This is a genomic window from Planotetraspora phitsanulokensis (assembly GCF_016863295.1).
In the GTDB taxonomy this organism is placed as follows: Bacteria; Actinomycetota; Actinomycetes; order Streptosporangiales; family Streptosporangiaceae; genus Planotetraspora; species Planotetraspora phitsanulokensis.
This window is the reverse complement of record NZ_BOOP01000032.1, coordinates 58,429-74,542: the sequence shown is the minus strand read 5'-3', so window position 1 is coordinate 74,542 and position 16,114 is coordinate 58,429. Positions and strand designations below refer to the sequence as shown.

Sequence of the window (16,114 nt, the reverse complement as noted above, 5' to 3'; positions counted from 1 at the left end):
ACGGACGATCCAGGTACGTGATCAGCGATGCACCATGACGTCATCATGAATCGGACACTGATAGACATTCCTCTGTGATTAATGTGCTTCTGGCGGAGGATCAGCACATCATCAGGGGCGCCCTGGTCGCGTTGCTCAGCCTCGAACCCGACCTGGAGGTCGTGGACTCGGTCGAATCCGGCGACGCCGTCGTCCCCGCGGCCCTGGTGCACCGTCCCGACGTCGCGGTGCTCGACATCGACATGCCAGGCACGCTGGACGGCCTGGCCGCCGCGGCCGAACTCCGCGCGAAGCTGCCGGGCTGCCGGGTGCTCATGCTGACGGGACACGGCAAGCCGGGACATCTGCGCAGGGCGCTCAGCGCGCAGGTGGACGGGTTCCTGCTCAAGACCGCGGCCCCCGAGCGCCTGGTGGAGGCGATCCGCGAGGTGGCGGCGGGCCGGCGCGTGCTCGACCCGTCACTGGCGCTCACCGCGTGGGACCTGGCCGACAACCCGCTCACCCAGCGCGAGGCGGACGTGCTCCGCCTGGTGGCCGAGGGGGCGGAGGCGACCGAGATCGCCGGGCGGCTCTTCCTCAGCGCCGGGACGGTGCGCAACTACCTCACGACGATCGTCGGCAAACTCAACGCCCGCAACCGCACCGACGCGGTCCGCATCGCCACCGAGGCCGGCTGGATCTAGCCCGGACGGCCCACGGCGACGGGACCGGCCACGGGACCGATCACATCCGACGGCGACAGCGGCACCCAGGCGTCGAGCTCGAACCAGCCGTCCTCCGCTCCGGCCGCGAGCGTTCCCCTCAGGACCGCGAGGCGGACGGTCAGGTTGCCGATGCCGGACGAGCCTCGTCTCCGCGCGGCCGGGCGCGCCCCGTCGTTGCGGACCCGGAGCCGGATCCCTCCGTCCTCCACCACGGTCGAGATCCGGCAGAGGCCGGCGACGCTGTGCCTGAGCACGTTGGTCACCGCCTCGCGCAGCACCACGGCGAGCACGTACTCGACCTCGGCGGGAAGGTCCTCTTCGACGAGGTCGAGCTCGGTCTCGATGCCCGCGGCGGACAACACCGAGCGGGCCGACCGGGCCTCCGCGTCGAGGGACAGCCCCTGCGCCTCGCCTGACACGGACCGCATGTCGGCCTCGGCCCGCTCCGCCATGACCAGCACGTCCTCCAGCTCGGATCGGGCGCGCGCCGGGTCCAGACGGCGGGCCAGCTCGCATTTGAGCAGGATCGCGGCGAGGTTGTGCCCGAGAAGGTCGTGCAGGTCGCGGGCGGCGCGCAGACGCTCCTCGACGACCGCCGCGCGAGCGAGCTCCTGCCGGGCGATCTGGAGCTCCCTCACCTGCCGGGCCAGCCGGATGAGGCCGTAGACGACGAGACCGGTCACCAGCGTGCTCACGGCGTAGTTGAGCGTCACCGCGGCCGGCAGGCCGAGCCGTACCGCGATCACCGCGACGCTCGCCGTCACGCACGCGACCAGCGGCCAGGCCACCGCCCAGGGGAAGGCGAGCAGAAGCGGCCCCGCGAGGAAGCCGGCCGTGCCGAGCCACGCGCGGCCGAACCCGAGAATCGGCAGGTAGGTGAGCAGTGTCATCAGTGCGAGCGCCACCATGTGACGCCCGCTGACCGACCTGAGCTGCATGACCACGATGACCGCGAGGCAGGCGGCGGCGAGCAGGATCGCGACGCCGTGAATCAGGAGCAGTGCCTTGACCGTGAAACCCACGAGCACCGTGGCCAGTAGAGCGACCGAGAGGGCATAGGCTCCCCGTTCCTCGGCGACCTCCACCGGCCGCCGGATCTCGGGGACCACGGCCTCGACGAGCAACCGGCCCTCGGGGGTGAACCCCGTGGACAGGGCGCCGCCGACGGCGGCGATCCGGTCGGGAAGGTCGCCGAAGCCCTCGTCCTCCACGGTCCGGGCGTCGTCACTGACGACGCGGAGCCGTACGGTCCCTCCTGCGGAGAGGACCTCGATCACGCAGGTGCGCGCCGTGGCCCGCCGCAGGATCTCGGTCACCGCCCCGCGCAGCACGGTGGCGAGCAGCGCCCCCGCCGGGCCCACCGGTACGACATCGCCCGATCGCACGTCCGCCGTCACCCCCGCGGCGGCGAGCATCGCGCGGGCGGTGGCGAGCTCCGGAGCCAGCGACGTCGCGCGGTAGCTCGCGGCGGCGTTCCTGGCGTCGGCGAGGAAGACGCGCGCGGCGCCGGTGACCTCGCCGAGCGTCCGCGCCGCGCCGCCAGGGTCCGCAAGAGCCGCCCGCACGCCCGCGTTGATCTCGGCCAACCCTCTGCCGAGTCCCTGGCTGAGCTCGGCGGAGATCCGCAACCGCTCCTCCGCGACCGCGGCCATCGCCAGGGCCATGCGCGCGGCGTGCACCTCGTCGACCCGCTCGGTGAGCCTGGTCAGACCGTAGATCACCAGGCTGATCAGCACCATGCTGATCGCCGGATCGGCGGGCCCGATCACCACGGCGCTGACCGCGACCGGCACGGCGAGCGGCCACCACGAGGTGAGCAGCAGTGATCCGCCCAGGAAGCCGACGATCCCGACGGAGGTGCCGAAGCCGAGCGTCGCCGCGTAGACCGCCACGGCCTGTACGGCGAGCAGGACCCACCCTCGCCACTTCCGCAGGCCGGGGAACACGTAGACGAGCTGGAGCCCGAACACCACGATCGCCAGTGGTGATCCGGCGAGGACGTAGACGCTCGCGAATCCGGCCAGCACGACGGTGACGATGCCCCTCGCCAGGGCGGGCTGTTGATCTCCCCGAATTCGCATACCGGGACAAAATCCTAATGCGCGGGTTCATTCAGAAATGTTTCCCAGCACGGGGGGAGGAGCGGCGGCCGGCCACGGGATCGCCCGGGCGCGAGGCGAGCGGAGGCTCCGGCCAGGCGCGCGGTTGCCCCGGGCAGCTGGTTGCCTGGGCAGGCCCGCGGTCGCCCTGGGCAGCTGGTTGCCTGGGCAGGCCCGCGGTCGCCGGGGCAGGGGCGGTTGCCGGGGCAGGGGCGGTTGCCGGGGCAGGCGCAAGTACCTGGGCAGGCCGCTCGACTCGCTAGCCTGAGGCGCGATGAACCGTTTGACGACGTCGAGCGCTGAGCTGGAGCTCGCCCGCTTCCCCGAGGATCCCCGCGACCCGCTGCGCGCGTGGGACGCCGCCGACGAGTACCTGCTGCGGCACCTCGACGGAATCGACGGCGAGCCCGCCGACCTCTCCGGCACCGTGGTCGTGCTGGGCGACCGGTGGGGAGCCCTGGTCACGGCGCTCGCCGATCACCGCCCGACGCAGGTCACCGACTCCTTCCTCACCCAGGGGGCGACCCGGGCGAACCTGGCGCGGAACGGCGTCGCCGCGGACGCGGTGCGGCTGCTGACGACCCGGGACACTCCCCCCGACCGGATCGACGTGCTGCTGATCCGGGTGCCCAAGAGCCTCGCGCTCCTGGAGGACCAGTTGCACCGCCTCGCACCCCACGTGCACGCGGGCACCGTCGTCGTCGGCGCGGGCATGGTCACCGAGATCCACACCTCGACGCTGCGGTTGTTCGAGCGGATCCTCGGGCCGACCAGGACGTCACTGGCGGCGAAGAAGGCCCGGCTCATCTTCTGCTCCCCCGACCCGCTGCTGTCCAGGGGCGCCAACCCGTGGCCGCTCACCTACGCCCTGCCCGCCGGGATCGGGCCCGCGTCCGGGCTGACCGTCGTCAACCACGCCGGCATCTTCTGCGCCGACCGCCTCGACATCGGCACCCGCTTCTTCCTGCGGAACCTTCCACATCGCGTCGGCCGCGAGCGCGTCGTGGACCTCGGCTGCGGCAACGGGGTGCTCGGCATGGCCGCGGCACTGGACAACCCCGACGCCGAGGTGGTCTTCGTCGACGAGTCCTACCAGGCGCTGGCGTCGGCGGATGCGACCTGCCGGGCGAACCTCGACGCCCCGGTGGAGTTCATGGCGGGCGACGGCCTGGGGGGCGTGCCGAGCGGATCGGTGGACCTGGTGCTCAACAATCCGCCGTTCCATTCGCATCGGGCGACGACCGACGCGACGGCCTGGCGCATGTTCAACGGGGCACGGTCCGCGCTGCGCCGGGGCGGGGAGTTGTGGGTGGTCGGCAACCGGCACCTCGGGTACCACGCGAAGCTCCGACGGCTCTTCGGCAACTGCGAGGTCGCCGCGAGCGACCCGAAGTTCGTCGTACTCCGGGCCGTCAAGCGCTAGGTCGTCACGGCTTCCCCTGCCGGACCCCCGGCCGGCCCGAGCCCGCCGATGCGACCGGATAGGGCGGCATGAAGGCGGAGGAACCTCCGTTATGGTGGTCAACGCAGTTTCGATGGGAATGCCCGATCAGCTGGAGACCACGATGACCGACCGAGCGGATCATGCGATCAAGGTCCTGCGCTCCGAGCTCGACGAGCTCGCCGCGCTGGTGGGCGGCTTCGGCCCCGACGACCTCGCCCGTCAGTCCGGAGCCGCGGAGTGGGACGTCTCTCAGGTGCTGAGCCACCTGGGCAGCGGCGCGGAGATCAGCCTCGCCGCCCTCGAGGGCGCGTCGCGGGGAACCGGCTCGCCGGACTTCGACTTCATCAAGGGTGTCTGGGCGCGGTGGGACGGCATGTCGCGCGCCCAGCGGGCCGAGGAGGTCATCAGCGCGAACGAGGCGCTGGTCGGCCGCTTCGAAGGCCTGGACCCGAAGACGCGTGAAGACCTCCGCGTCGAGCTCTGGTTCCCGGCCGAGGCCCCGGACGTCGCCGGGTTCGCCGCCATGCGGCTCAGCGAGTTCACCCACCACCTGTGGGACGTCAAGGTGGCGTTCGACCCGGCGGCGACGCTGACCGCCGAAGCGCTCGACCTGCTGATCGCGGGAGGCGACGCCTTCGTCGGCTTCCTCGGCAAGCCGGAGGGCCTCGGCGGCCGCCACGCGACCGTCGCCGTGCACACCACCTCTCCGGAGCGGTCCTTCGGGCTCGACGTCCGTGAGGCCGTGGCCGTCGTCGACGTTCCGTCCGAGCCGGACGCCGTCCTCACCGCCCCGGCGGAGTGGTGGCTGCGCCTGGTCTCGGGCCGCCACGCCCCGGAGCACACTCCGGCGGCCGTGGAGATCACCGGAGACGCGGTGACCCTGGACGATCTGCGCAAGGTCTTCCCCGGGTTCTGAACCCGGTTCGAACCCGGTTCCGGCCCCGGGGTTTCATGGACCGCTCACAGGCCGTACGCCTCCAGGATGTTGAGCCAGACCTCGCTCACGGTCGGGAACGACGGCACGGCGTGCCACAGCACGTCGAGCGGGACCTCGGCGGTCACGGCGACGGTGGCCGAGTGGAGGAGGTCGACGACGGCGGGGGCGACGAAGGTGACGCCGAGGAGCACGCGGCGGTTCTCGTCGACGACGACCTTCACCTTTCCGGTGTAGTTCTCGGCCATGAGGTAGGCCCCCTCGACCGCGCTCATGTCGTACTCCACGACGCGAACGGAGAAGCCGTCGGCCCGGGCCTGGGCCTCCGTGCGCCCGACCACGCAGACCTCGGGATCGGTGAAGATGACCTGTGGAGCGCCGCGGTAGTCGGCGGTGTCACGCAGCGCCGGCAGGTCGTCGGACAGCCCCGCGGCCCTGGCGGCGATCACCTGTCCGCAGATCCGGGCCTGGTATTTGCCCATGTGCGTGAGCAGGTTGAGGCCGTTGACGTCGCCGACCGCGTAGAGCCATCCCTCGGGGACTCCCGTCGCCCGCATGGTCGCGTCCACCGCGATCGGCCGGCCGGCCGCGAGCCCGACCGTCTCCAGGCCGATGTCCGTGGCCACCCGGCGGCCGGCGGCGACGAGGATCTCGTCGGCCTCGATCACCGACCCGTCGTCGACGTAGACGGTCACCGGATCGTCCGGGGTCGGGCGTTCCACGCGGGTGGCCGACCGACCGAAGCGCACGTCGATTCCCGTCTCCTGGAAGGACTTCGCCAGCAGGTCGCCCGCGAAGGGCTCGGTCCGGCCGATCAGGCGGTCCCCTCGCACGAGCAAGGTCGTCTCCTGGGCGCCGAGGGCGTGCAGAGCCTGCGACATCTCGCTGGCGACGACTCCGCCGCCGATCACGACCAGCCGTTTCGGCACCCGCTGGACGCTGGTCGCCTCCCGATTCGTCCAGGGGCGCGCCTCCCGGAGCCCTGGCACGTCGGGGATCAGGGGATCGCTGCCGGTCGCCACGACGACGGCGTGCCGGGCCCGCACCGTCCGGACGCCGCCGTCCGGCCTCGTCACCTCCGCGCTCATCGGTCCCGCCAGGCGTCCGCGGCCCCGGACGAACGTCGCGGGGATGTTCTCGATCCAGGTCACCTGGCCGCCGTCGTCGTAGCCGGCGACGGTCTCGTCACGACGGGCCAGCACCACGGAGGCGTCGATCGGGCCGCGCAGCCCCAGTCCCGGCATGCGGCTCACCTCCGCCGCCAGCCCCATCGGCCGCAGCAGCGCCTTACTCGGGATGCACGCGTAGTAGGCGCACTCGCCGCCGGCCAGGCGTTCCTCGATGACGACCGCCGTCAGGCCGCCTCGTACGGCACGTGCGGCGGCGGTCTCTCCGACCGGGCCCGCACCTATCACGATCACGTCGAAGACGTCGTCCGCCATGGAACCTGCACCCCCCGATGTCGCAGGTCACACCGCCGAGTCACTGACATCTCGGGTCAGTCTTTCATCCGCAGGGGCGACGGAACGGAAAGTAATGGACAGCGGAGCATCACGGATCAATTCGGGGGCGCCACCGTGTGATCCCGCGATTCGTATACGGGCATGTTTCCGCAAAATTCGGTGCGTTGATCATGCCTGTGAGATCGGCGTTCTGGCGGACCGGTCCACTCGCGCGACCGCTCTCACGCGCACGTCGCCGGAGGAGATCCGGAAGGGGACGTCGCCGGACACCGCCGATCCGGTGGAAGACCCCTGAGCCCGCGGGAGCGGGCGCGGATGGTACTCATGTCCCCATGACCGGTCCCGAAGACAAGCGTGACATCAGCCTGTTCTCGTACGGCACCCTGCAGGATCCCGCCGTGCAGACGGCCAATTTCGGCCGCCTGCTCGAGGGCAGGCCCGATGCCCTCCCCGGGTACAAGAGCTCCATCGTCCAGATCACCGATCCCGAGGTCCTCGCGGTCAGCGGCGCCGCCTGGCATCCGATCGTGACGGCCACCGGAGACCCGGCCGACCAGGTCCAGGGCACCGTCTTCCGGATCACCGAGTCGGAGCTTGCCGCCGCCGACGAATACGAGGTGTCGGACTACACCCGGATCCGGGTGACCCTGCTCTCCGGCACGCACGCCTGGGTGTACGTGGAGGCAGACCAGAGCGACGAGTGAGCCTCGGGGACGCGCACTCACGGACGCGGCCGCACGGCGTGCCTGAAGGGATCAGACGCCGTCCGCGGCGTGTGATGACAGGCGGCCGGCGATGCCGTCCAGGAGGAAGCCCAGGCCCAGGGTGAACTGTTCCGCGGGGGTGGGACCGGAGGGCTGCGCGAACCAGCCGGTCAGGTGCGGAAGACCTCCGTCCGCCGCGGCCAGCTCGTGGAGGGTGGCGAGAGCGGCGAACAGTTTCGCGCTGTCGTCCAGGCCGTAGCGCCGTTCGATGCGGGCCTCCTCGGCCTCCTGCAGCCCGCTGCCGGTGATGTGCCGGTCGATGAGCGCCGCGTAGGTCATCGCCGCGGCGACGGTCGCGCCCCGCCGGGTGAGCACGGCGAGCATGAACTCCAGGCGGCGCATCATGTGCGGGCCCGCCGGGGGCCGGGTGTGGACCAGCCGGGCGAACCAAGGGTGCCTGCCGATCATCCGTCTGCTGTCCATCGCCAGAGTACGCAGGTCCTCGCGCCAGTCCGGGCCCGGCTGCGCCGGCAGCGGTATCTCGGCGGCGGCCGCGTCGAGCATCAGGTCGACGAGGCCGTCCTTGTTGTGCACGTACCGGTACAGCGCCATCGGCGTGTAGTCCCCCAGCCGTGCGGCCACCGCCTTCATCGTCATCGCGTCCAGCCCGGACTCGTCGGCGACGCCGATCGCCGCCGTCACTATCTCGTCCCGGCCCAGTGCGCGCTGTCTCGGCGGGGGCGGGGGTTGCGTCCAGATCAGGTCGATCCCGCCGGGGGTGGACTTCCTCATGAGAGCGAGTATACGTTATATAGACATCGTATATCATGTAAACTTTTAGAGAGGGTCCCCCATGGCCTCAGACCTCCAGGACGTCCGGCTGGGTGTCGTCCGCGGCATCAGCTACGGCCTGTTCGGCAAGCCCGACGAGTTCGTCCCCCAGGCGCGCGCCCTGGGAGCGCGGCTGGTGCGCGTGTACGTGTACTGGAGCCAGGTCGAGCCGGAGCCCGGCCGATACACCTGGGAGACGGTCGACGCACTGCTCGAGCAACTCGACGGCGACGAGGAGCTCTGGATCACCGTGTGCTCCAGCTCTCCGTGGGCGACCCGGCAGCCGACCGACTTCCTGCCGCCGTCCCCCGCGCACGACCTGGACGCGTACGGCGAGTTCGTCCGCCGGCTCGTACGGCACTGCGGAGGCCGCGTCCACTACTGGCAGTGCGACAACGAGCCGAGCAACACCGACCTGCTGTGGGCCGGCACCTCCGCCGAGTACGTCGCGCAACTCGAGACCATGTACGCCGCGGTCAAGGACGCCGACCCGGCGGCCGCCGTCGTCCTCGGCGGCTGCGGATACGACGTGTTCGGCAGCGAGGAGTCGGGCGCCCCCCGCCAGTTCTTCGATCACGTCGTGTCCGCCGGACGCGACGCCTTCGACCTGTTCGACGTGCACCTGTACGGCGACGCCTCCGAGGTCCCGCGGAGTCTCGGCATCGCCCGGGAGCTGATGCGCGCCCACGGCTACCTCAAGCCGATCGTCGTCGGCGAGTACGCCGCGCCGGTGCCGTTCGAGTTCCCCGAGGTCGGGGCGGTGATGTACGAGACGCTCGCCCAGGCGTTCGCCGAGCCTCCGGCGACGCAGAGCACCGCGGAGCTCAGCGAGCGGGCGGGCCAGGACACTCCCGAACGGCGCGCCATGGCCGCGCTCTACGAGCGGATGCCGCAACTGCCGCCGAGGTTGCAGATGTTCATGGCCGGCTGCCCCGCCGACCTGGAGGCCAGACGACACCGGATCAACTGCCGCCAGCTCGTCATGTGCAACCTGCTGGCGCTGGCCGAAGGCGTCGGCCGCACCGTGTACTGGAACCTCGCACCGGAGGTGCCCGGACCGGTCGACCCCCGCCAGGTGATGCACCTGATGTTCGGGAAGCTCGCCCTGCTCGACTACGAGGGCGCCGCGCTCAGCGGCCGACACCCGGCGGCGGACACGTTCAGCCTGCTGGCGGCGCAACTCGACGGGGTGCGGCGCGTCACGCGCGTGGAGGTCGCCGACCGGCCCACGGTGTACGCGTTCCAGGTCGACCGCGCCGGCCGCGAGCCGCTGCTCGTGCTCTGGGACCACCGGGACATGTTCGACGGGGAGGACGCGGCACCGGTCACCGTGACCTGGCCCTGGCCCGCCTCCTCCGCGACCGCGATCGACGCGCTCGGCGACGTCCCGGCGGTGGAGCTCCGCGACGGGCGGATCGAGCTGGCGGTGTCGGTCACCCCGATCTTCGTCACCGCCTGACCCGCGGTCACGGGCGACCGCCCTGCTCGGCGGCGGTCCCTACACGCCCCGGAATGCGTTGGCAGCTAGATATGTTTGCAGCCATAAAGGTTGTCAGCTAGATTAAATCTTCTCCCACGTAAACTGAGGACATCAATGCCCGACTACGGCCACGAGTTGCTGCTCGGCACGTTCATCACGCCCACCGCGCACAGCCCGGCTCAGGCCGTCCAGCTGGCCGAGCTCACGGAGGCCGCCGGCCTGGACGTCGCGACGTTTCAGGACCACCCCTACAACGCCGACTTCCTCGACACCTACACACTGCTGACCTGGGTCGCGGCCAAGACGCGGCGCATCCACGTGTCGGCGAACGTCATGAACCTCCCCCTGCGGCCGCCCGCGGTGCTCGCGCGCGCGACGGCGAGCCTCGACCTGCTGTCGGAGGGCCGTTTCGAGCTGGGTCTCGGCGCGGGCGCCTTCCCCGATTCTGTCCAGGGCATGGGCGGGCGCCGGATGACGCCCGGCCAGGGCGTCGAGGCCCTCGACGAGGCGATCGACATCATCCGCGGGGTCTGGAACGACCGCGAGCCCGGCCTCCTGCGCCATGACGGGACGCACTACTCGGTCCCGGGCATGCGGCGCGGCCCCCGGCCGGCACATGACATCGGCGTGTGGCTCGGCGCCTACAAGCCGCGGATGTTGCGCCTCACCGGGCGCAAGGCGGACGGCTGGCTGCCCACGCTCGAGTACGTCCAGACCCCCGGGATCAGGGAGTCGAACGAGATCATCGACGAGGCCGCCCTCGCGGCGGGCCGCGATCCGAGCGAGATCCGGCGCCTGCTCAACATCTTCGGGGTGGGCTCGTCACCTTCCGGGCGGGGTCTGCAGGGACCGCCGGAACAGTGGGTGGAGGAGTTGCTCCCCCTGGTGCTCGAGCACGGCTTCTCGGCATTCTTCATCGGCAGGGACGACCCGCACCTCATCCGCATGTTCGGCGAGGAGGTCGGGCCCGCCCTGCGTGAGGCGGTCGCCCGCGAACGCGCGACGTCCGGCACGAGCACCGGGCCGAGACGCTCGGCGGTCGTCCTCGGCGAGCGCCACGCGACCATCGACTACGACGCCCTCCCGGAATCGCTCGCGAAGAAGGTCGTCGAGCCGGGCGACCGGGCGTACGACGGCGTCCGCCACACCTACATCCGCACCGGATCGCCGGCCCTGGTCATCCAGGCCGAGAACGCCGACGACGTCGTGGCGGCCCTCGGCTACACGCGCGGCCAGAACGTGGAGATCTCCGTCCGCAGCGGCGGGCACGGCATCAGCGGACGGTCGACGAACGACGGAGGCATCATCATCGACCTGTCGAAGATGAACTCCGTCGAGGTGCTCGATCGGGCCGCCAGGCGCATCCGCGTCGAGCCGGGCGCCCGCTGGGGTCACGTCGCCCGCGCGCTCGCGCCGTACGGCCTCGCGATGAGCTCGGGCGACTACGGCGACGTCGGGGTCGGCGGGCTCGCGACGACCGCGGGGCTCGGCTACCTGACCCGCAAGCACGGCCTCACCATCGACCACATCACGGCGGCCGAGATCGTCGTGGCCGACGGCCGCCTGCTCCGCGTCGACGCCGACCACCACCCCGATCTGTTCTGGGCGATCCGCGGCGCGGGCGGCAACTTCGGCATCGTGACGGCGTTCGAGTTCGAGGCCTACGAGGTCGAGAACGTGGCCTACGCGACGCTGATCGTCGACGCGTCCGACACGGCGGACTTCCTCGTCGAATGGGGACGGCTGGTCGAGGCCGCACCCCGTGAGATCACGAGCTTCCTGTCCCTGTTCCCGGAGCGTCGCGGCGGCCCGGTGACCGCGCAGATCACCCTCGTGTACGCGGGCGACGACGTCGAGGACGCGCAGAACGCGCTGACCCCCTTCCTCGGCACGGGCCCCGTCCTCGACCAGCAGGCACAGCTCGCGCCGTATTACATGATCGTCGCGCCCCCGGACAACGAGCACCACGGGCAGGGCCTCGAGGACACCAGAAGCGGACTCCTCGACCACATCACGAGGGAGAGCGCCGAGACCGTCGAGAAGATGATCAAGTCGGGCGACGTCCTGATCATGCAGTTCCGCTCGATGGGCGGCGCGGTGAGCGACGTACCGGCCGACGCCATGGCGTGGTCGCACCGCACCCAGAACTTCTCCGTCATCGCCGCGTCCGCCCCGGCCTACGTCGGCCGTCTCGACGAGAACTGGGCCACGCTGTACCCACACCTCAACGGCATGTACCTCAGCTTCGAGACCGACACCGATCCCGACCGGCTGCTCGACGCCTTCCCGGAACCGACCCTGACCCGCCTGCGCGCACTGAAGGCCGAATGGGACCCGGACGACGTCTTCGACCGCAACTTCAACATCACGCCCGCCCTCGAACCGGAGAAGGCCGATCAATGATCCTCCAGTGAGTCCGGCGTCTCCGGGCTGATCGACCCCCGGCCACGTCCGTCAATGGATCTTGTCTGGCAGGTGCACGATGCCTCCCACTCCGTTTCTCATGGAATCCGTACAACTTTCCGTGAGAGACGAAGAAGGAGGCCTGCACCGCCCGAGGTCGGGTCAGGGGGTCTCCGGCCGCCAGATCCAGTTGCGCCGGACATACAGCTGCCGGAGCCCGGCTCTGTGCATGTTGTTCAGCGACGGGTTGCTCTCGCCGTCCGCGGGCCGCCCGGCCTCCGCGGCGAGCCAGCGGCACCCCGCGTTCGCGGCCTCCTTGGCGCGAGCCGCGAGCAGGGCCGACTGCGCACCCCGATTGCGATGACTCTGCAGGGTCGAACCGGTGTTCAGCGAGCCGACCTCGCCGTTGACGAAGAGGTTGGCACCGGCGACCAGGCGGTCACCGTCCCAGACCCCGAACGGCCGGAAGTCCGGGTGCCCGACGCTGGCCACCAGCATCTCGGCGATGCCCTCCGGCGGCATGCCGAACCCGCGCAGGACGACCGAGGCCCACTCCTCCGCGTCGGCGGGGCCGACCGGCTCGACCCGCATCCCGGTCTCCCCGGGGGTGAAGGCGTCGACGGGGCACCAGAGCTTCACGATCTCCGCTCCCGGCCGCAGGTCGTGCGCGGCGCGGATGTCCTCCCAGTCCGGCGGCAGCGCGGCGGGAGCGATCTGAATCACCGCGCCCGTGCTGCCCTCGCCGCGGTAGAAGTCGATCACGCGGTCGATGAGATCGCGGGTGACCGGCTCGTCGAAGCCGAATCCGAGGGCCTTGCTCCAGTAGCCGGTCGGATCACGGCGCATCGACAGGGCGACGCCGCCGCCGATGCGGGTGGTCGTCACCCCGAACGCGGCCCGCGTGGACGGCGGCATGGTCGACTCGTACTGGTACATGAACTCCGCCTCGGCGCCTTCGGCGAGGGCGGTCGGGTCTGTCAGCGACATGATCTTCCTTGCGGGAATGGCTACGGTACGTCACCGATGACTGACGTCCGGGATGAGTCCTTACGCACCGCAAGATGCAGCGACCAAGCGGAAAGTTCGATTCCCGGCGAATCCGCGCGGCATCGCCCCCCTCGGGCCCGTGCGACGGCGCCGAAAAACCCGTCATCGGACCGGATGGAACAGCCGGACCCGCCGGATCCGACCTTCTTCGAGGAAGTTGACCCACACGACCCCGGGCGGGCAGTGGAAGGGATCATCGGGCGGGTTGATCAGGTCGTCCTCCCAGATGACCACCTCGCGGCCGGCCACGACGTTCGCCAGGCGATGCCGCACGCCGTCACCGAGATCGCGTTCCATCGCCCGCACCAGGTAGTCGAATCCCCGTGTCCGCTTGCCCTGAGGCCAGGTCACCTCCACCATCGGCCACCACAGCTCGGCCAGCGCCTCCGCGAGCGAGCCGTGATGCGCGGCACGGAGCGTCTCCTCCGCCTCCGCGCGGCGGGCCTCGGTCAGCGCGGCGACGTCGCCGTGGGCCCCGCCCGCCGTGGCCAGCAGGGCCTCGGACAGTTTGGCCCGCGCCTGGTTGAGCCGGCTGCGCACCGTGCCCACCGGCACCGCGCACACCTCCGCGATGTCCTCGTAGGCCGTGACCCCGGTGAAATAGCGCAACATCGTCACCAGGCGGAGGTTGGGCGACAGCTGCTCGACGGCGTGCCACACCCAGTCCCGCATGGCGCACCGCTCCAGAAGAGCCTCAGGATCGAGCTCACCGCTCGGCGGCGCCAGCGCCTGAAGATCTCCGACCGGCACGGCCGTCCTGCTCCGGACCTGCATCCGGCAGGCGTTGCGGACCACCGCCCGCAACCACGGCGCCAGGGCGGCCGGATCACGGACGTCCCCGATACGGCGTACCGCGATCAGGGAAGCCTCCTGGACGGCGTCCTCGGCGTCGGGACCGTACCCCAGGATGCTCAGCGCGACCGCGCGCATGGCCGCCTGGTGCCGGGCCAGCAGGAGCCCGAGGGCTCGGACGTCGCCGGATTGCGCCTCTTTGACAAGATCGATGTCGGCGGCAACGGCGTTCCTCATGCCGCCAAGGCTACAAACACCCTCCTAACTGCGATAACGGCCATATACGGCCATTCAGCGGCGATCGTGAGGCGGCCGGATCCCCGCTCCGGACCCGTCTCCGAGCGGCTCTGTCACGAACTCGAGGGCTGCCCTGTCATAGCTGGTGACCGTACGCACGGGCTGTTCAGGCCGATCGCCCAGAATCACCGAGGGAGTGACGATGATCTCGACAGCACGCGCCGAGTGGGCGGCCGGGCAGCGCAGGTTCGCCTCCGACGCGGCCCACGAGCTGCTCACCCCCCTCACCGGGCTCAGGGCTCAGCTGGAGGAGGCCAGGCTGCATCCCGACCAGACGGACCTGCCGCAGCTTCTCGACGCCGCGCTGGGCGACGTCCACCGGCTCGAAGCGATCACCGCGGACCTGCTCCTGCTCGCGCAGGTCTCGGAGGGCACACGCCTCCAGCGCCGGCCCGTGGACCTCACCGACACGGTCCGCACCCATGCCTTCAGGCAGGCCGGCGGCCCCTGCATCAGGTTGCGGACCGTGCCCGCGGTCACCGTCCAGGCGGCCCCCACGCACCTGGGGAGGCTGGTCACCAATCTGCTCGACAACGCACGCCGCCACGCCCGGCGGGCGATCCAGGTCCAGGTGGGCCACGACGACACCCTCGCCGAGCTCAGCGTCGCCGACGACGGGCCCGGCATCCCGGCCAAGGACCGCGAACGCGTCTTCGAGCGCTTCGCCCGGCTCGACGCCGGCCGCTGCCGCCACCGGGGTGGCACCGGTCTCGGCCTGGCCATCGCCCGCGACATCGCCCATGCCCACGCCGGGACCCTGCACGTGGAGGAGGCCCCCGGCGGCGGCGCGCGCTTCGTGCTCCGGCTACCACTCGCCGGTGACACCGTCCGTCCGTGATGATCCACGTCCTGTCGTGACCCGCCGCGGTCGCCCGGGGTCGATCCTCCGACGCCCCACACGGCACGACCTGGCTCGCGGGCACACCGACAGCGCCGGTGGATGCGCGACCACTCCCCGTTCGTAGGCTGGAGGTCACGGGAACGGGGGAGGGCAGTCGCGATCATGCCATCAGAGGATCCGAAGGCGGGCGAGCTCGATCAGGTCGCCGCGGAGTTCCTCGATCTCCGTCCTCGGCTCTTCGCCATCGCGTACCGAATGCTCGGCAGTTCGACCGAGGCAGAGGACCTCGTCCAGGAGGCGTGGGTCCGGTGGCAGGCCACCGACCGCTCGGCGGTGATCGACCCGGCGGCGTTCCTGGCCACGACGACGACGCGGCTCGCGATCAACGTCGCCCGGTCCGCGCGGAAGCGGCGCGAGGCGTACGTGGGCCCCTGGCTTCCCGAGCCGGTGGACACCGGCCCCGGCGCCGACCTCGAAGCCCGGGCCGAGCAGGGCGAGGAACTGGAACTCGCGGTCCTGCTCCTGCTGGAGAGGCTGTCGCCCACGGAGCGCGCCGCGTACGTCCTCCGGGAGTCGTTCGACTATCCGTACGGCCAGATCGCGGCCATTCTCAAGGTGAGCGAGGCGAACACCCGGCAGCTCGTCAGCCGCGCACGCAAGCGCATCGCCGCCGGGCGCCGCGCGCCGGTCAGCTCGGCGGCGCATCGGCGGCTCCTGACGGCCTTTCTCGAGGCGGCCCGGACGGGCGACCTCACCGTGCTGGAAGCGCTCTTCGCCTCGGACGTCGTCAATTACTCGGACGGCGGCGGCGCCGTACGCAACGTCTCGAGAATCCCCGTGATCGGCCGCACCCGCGTCGCGAAGTTCATGCGGGCGTTCGCACCGCGGTTCTGGCCGGACAAGACGATCGAATCGATCGAGGCGAACGGGCAGCCGGGCGCGCTGATCTGGCAGGAGGACACCCTCGTGGCCTTCGTGACCATAGACGCCTCGAAGGAGGGGATCTATCAGCTCCTGTGGGTGATGAATCCGGCCAAGCTCGCCCGTATCTCAGCGGCGCACGCCGGATGATCCC

At 71.0% G+C, this 16,114-nt stretch carries 13 protein-coding genes; 8 read left to right on the top strand and 5 right to left on the bottom strand.

Annotation, left to right across the window (positions count from 1 at the left end; genetic code table 11):
• Positions 1-74: 74 nt before the first annotated feature.
• A complete protein-coding gene (locus Pph01_RS31670; RefSeq protein WP_204076853.1) occupies positions 75-683 on the top strand; it encodes a response regulator transcription factor in 609 nt (202 codons plus the stop codon).
• Here the strand turns inward: Pph01_RS31670 and Pph01_RS31665 are convergent.
• The gene (locus Pph01_RS31665; RefSeq protein ID WP_204076852.1) at positions 680-2,785 is read right to left on the bottom strand and encodes a sensor histidine kinase; all 2,106 of its coding nucleotides are present in this window, start codon (positions 2,783-2,785) and stop codon (positions 680-682) included. The genes Pph01_RS31670 and Pph01_RS31665 overlap by 4 nt on opposite strands.
• 292 nt (positions 2,786-3,077) lie before the next feature.
• Between Pph01_RS31665 and Pph01_RS31660 the strand changes: the two genes are divergently transcribed.
• On the top strand, positions 3,078-4,226 hold the full coding sequence (locus tag Pph01_RS31660; protein WP_204076851.1) for a methyltransferase: 1,149 nt from the start codon (positions 3,078-3,080) through the stop codon (positions 4,224-4,226).
• A 142-nt stretch (positions 4,227-4,368) separates the two neighbouring features.
• The gene (locus tag Pph01_RS31655; RefSeq protein WP_204076850.1) at positions 4,369-5,163 is read left to right on the top strand and encodes a maleylpyruvate isomerase family mycothiol-dependent enzyme; all 795 of its coding nucleotides are present in this window, start codon (positions 4,369-4,371) and stop codon (positions 5,161-5,163) included.
• Between the two features lie 44 nt (positions 5,164-5,207).
• Here Pph01_RS31655 and Pph01_RS31650 read toward each other — a convergent pair whose 3' ends face one another.
• A complete protein-coding gene (locus Pph01_RS31650; RefSeq protein WP_204076849.1) occupies positions 5,208-6,623 on the bottom strand; it encodes a dihydrolipoyl dehydrogenase family protein in 1,416 nt (471 codons plus the stop codon).
• 353 nt (positions 6,624-6,976) lie between these two features.
• Between Pph01_RS31650 and Pph01_RS31645 the strand changes: the two genes are divergently transcribed.
• Entirely contained in the window at positions 6,977-7,348 is a 372-nt protein-coding gene (locus Pph01_RS31645; protein WP_204076848.1) for a gamma-glutamylcyclotransferase family protein, read from the top strand.
• Positions 7,349-7,399: 51 nt separating this feature from the next.
• On the opposite strand, the gene Pph01_RS31640 is transcribed toward Pph01_RS31645, so the two are convergent.
• Positions 7,400-8,140, bottom strand: a complete 741-nt coding sequence (locus Pph01_RS31640) for a TetR/AcrR family transcriptional regulator (RefSeq protein ID WP_204076847.1) — start codon at positions 8,138-8,140, stop codon at positions 7,400-7,402.
• A gap of 61 nt (positions 8,141-8,201) precedes the next feature.
• Between Pph01_RS31640 and Pph01_RS31635 the strand changes: the two genes are divergently transcribed.
• Both Pph01_RS31635 and Pph01_RS31630 read left to right on the top strand, forming a co-directional pair.
• Positions 8,202-9,638: a hypothetical protein gene (locus Pph01_RS31635; protein ID WP_204076846.1), complete on the top strand. Its 1,437-nt coding sequence runs from the start codon at positions 8,202-8,204 to the stop codon at positions 9,636-9,638.
• Between the two features lie 135 nt (positions 9,639-9,773).
• On the top strand, positions 9,774-12,062 hold the full coding sequence (locus Pph01_RS31630; protein WP_204076845.1) for an LLM class flavin-dependent oxidoreductase: 2,289 nt from the start codon (positions 9,774-9,776) through the stop codon (positions 12,060-12,062).
• 162 nt (positions 12,063-12,224) lie between these two features.
• On the opposite strand, the gene Pph01_RS31625 is transcribed toward Pph01_RS31630, so the two are convergent.
• Both Pph01_RS31625 and Pph01_RS31620 read right to left on the bottom strand, forming a co-directional pair.
• Positions 12,225-13,049 carry a GNAT family N-acetyltransferase gene (locus tag Pph01_RS31625; protein ID WP_204076844.1) on the bottom strand — a complete coding sequence of 275 codons (825 nt, stop codon included), beginning with the start codon at positions 13,047-13,049 and terminating at the stop codon, positions 12,225-12,227.
• Positions 13,050-13,211: 162 nt separating this feature from the next.
• Positions 13,212-14,138, bottom strand: a complete 927-nt coding sequence (locus tag Pph01_RS31620; RefSeq protein ID WP_204076843.1) for an RNA polymerase sigma factor — start codon at positions 14,136-14,138, stop codon at positions 13,212-13,214.
• Positions 14,139-14,340: 202 nt separating this feature from the next.
• Between Pph01_RS31620 and Pph01_RS31615 the strand changes: the two genes are divergently transcribed.
• Together Pph01_RS31615 and Pph01_RS31610 are read left to right on the top strand one after the other, a co-directional pair.
• Positions 14,341-15,036: a sensor histidine kinase gene (locus tag Pph01_RS31615; protein WP_204076842.1), complete on the top strand. Its 696-nt coding sequence runs from the start codon at positions 14,341-14,343 to the stop codon at positions 15,034-15,036.
• 165 nt (positions 15,037-15,201) lie between these two features.
• Positions 15,202-16,110 (top strand): RNA polymerase sigma-70 factor, encoded by a 909-nt coding sequence (locus Pph01_RS31610; protein WP_204076841.1) that lies wholly within the window; start codon positions 15,202-15,204, stop codon positions 16,108-16,110.
• Positions 16,111-16,114: the final 4 nt, after the last annotated feature.

Bases quoted from the DNA above. Each gene is read 5' to 3' on its own strand.
- Pph01_RS31665 (WP_204076852.1), bottom strand. From the start codon at position 2,785: ATGCGAATTCGGGGAGATCAACAGCCCGCCCTGGCGAGGGGCATCGTC.
- Pph01_RS31660 (WP_204076851.1), top strand. From the start codon at position 3,078: ATGAACCGTTTGACGACGTCGAGCGCTGAGCTGGAGCTCGCCCGCTTC.
- Pph01_RS31655 (WP_204076850.1), top strand. From the start codon at position 4,369: ATGACCGACCGAGCGGATCATGCGATCAAGGTCCTGCGCTCCGAGCTC.
- Pph01_RS31650 (WP_204076849.1), bottom strand. From the start codon at position 6,623: ATGGCGGACGACGTCTTCGACGTGATCGTGATAGGTGCGGGCCCGGTC.
- Pph01_RS31645 (WP_204076848.1), top strand. From the start codon at position 6,977: ATGACCGGTCCCGAAGACAAGCGTGACATCAGCCTGTTCTCGTACGGC.
- Pph01_RS31640 (WP_204076847.1), bottom strand. From the start codon at position 8,140: ATGAGGAAGTCCACCCCCGGCGGGATCGACCTGATCTGGACGCAACCC.
- Pph01_RS31635 (WP_204076846.1), top strand. From the start codon at position 8,202: ATGGCCTCAGACCTCCAGGACGTCCGGCTGGGTGTCGTCCGCGGCATC.
- Pph01_RS31630 (WP_204076845.1), top strand. From the start codon at position 9,774: ATGCCCGACTACGGCCACGAGTTGCTGCTCGGCACGTTCATCACGCCC.
- Pph01_RS31625 (WP_204076844.1), bottom strand. From the start codon at position 13,049: ATGTCGCTGACAGACCCGACCGCCCTCGCCGAAGGCGCCGAGGCGGAG.
- Pph01_RS31620 (WP_204076843.1), bottom strand. From the start codon at position 14,138: ATGAGGAACGCCGTTGCCGCCGACATCGATCTTGTCAAAGAGGCGCAA.
- Pph01_RS31615 (WP_204076842.1), top strand. From the start codon at position 14,341: ATGATCTCGACAGCACGCGCCGAGTGGGCGGCCGGGCAGCGCAGGTTC.
- Pph01_RS31610 (WP_204076841.1), top strand. From the start codon at position 15,202: ATGCCATCAGAGGATCCGAAGGCGGGCGAGCTCGATCAGGTCGCCGCG.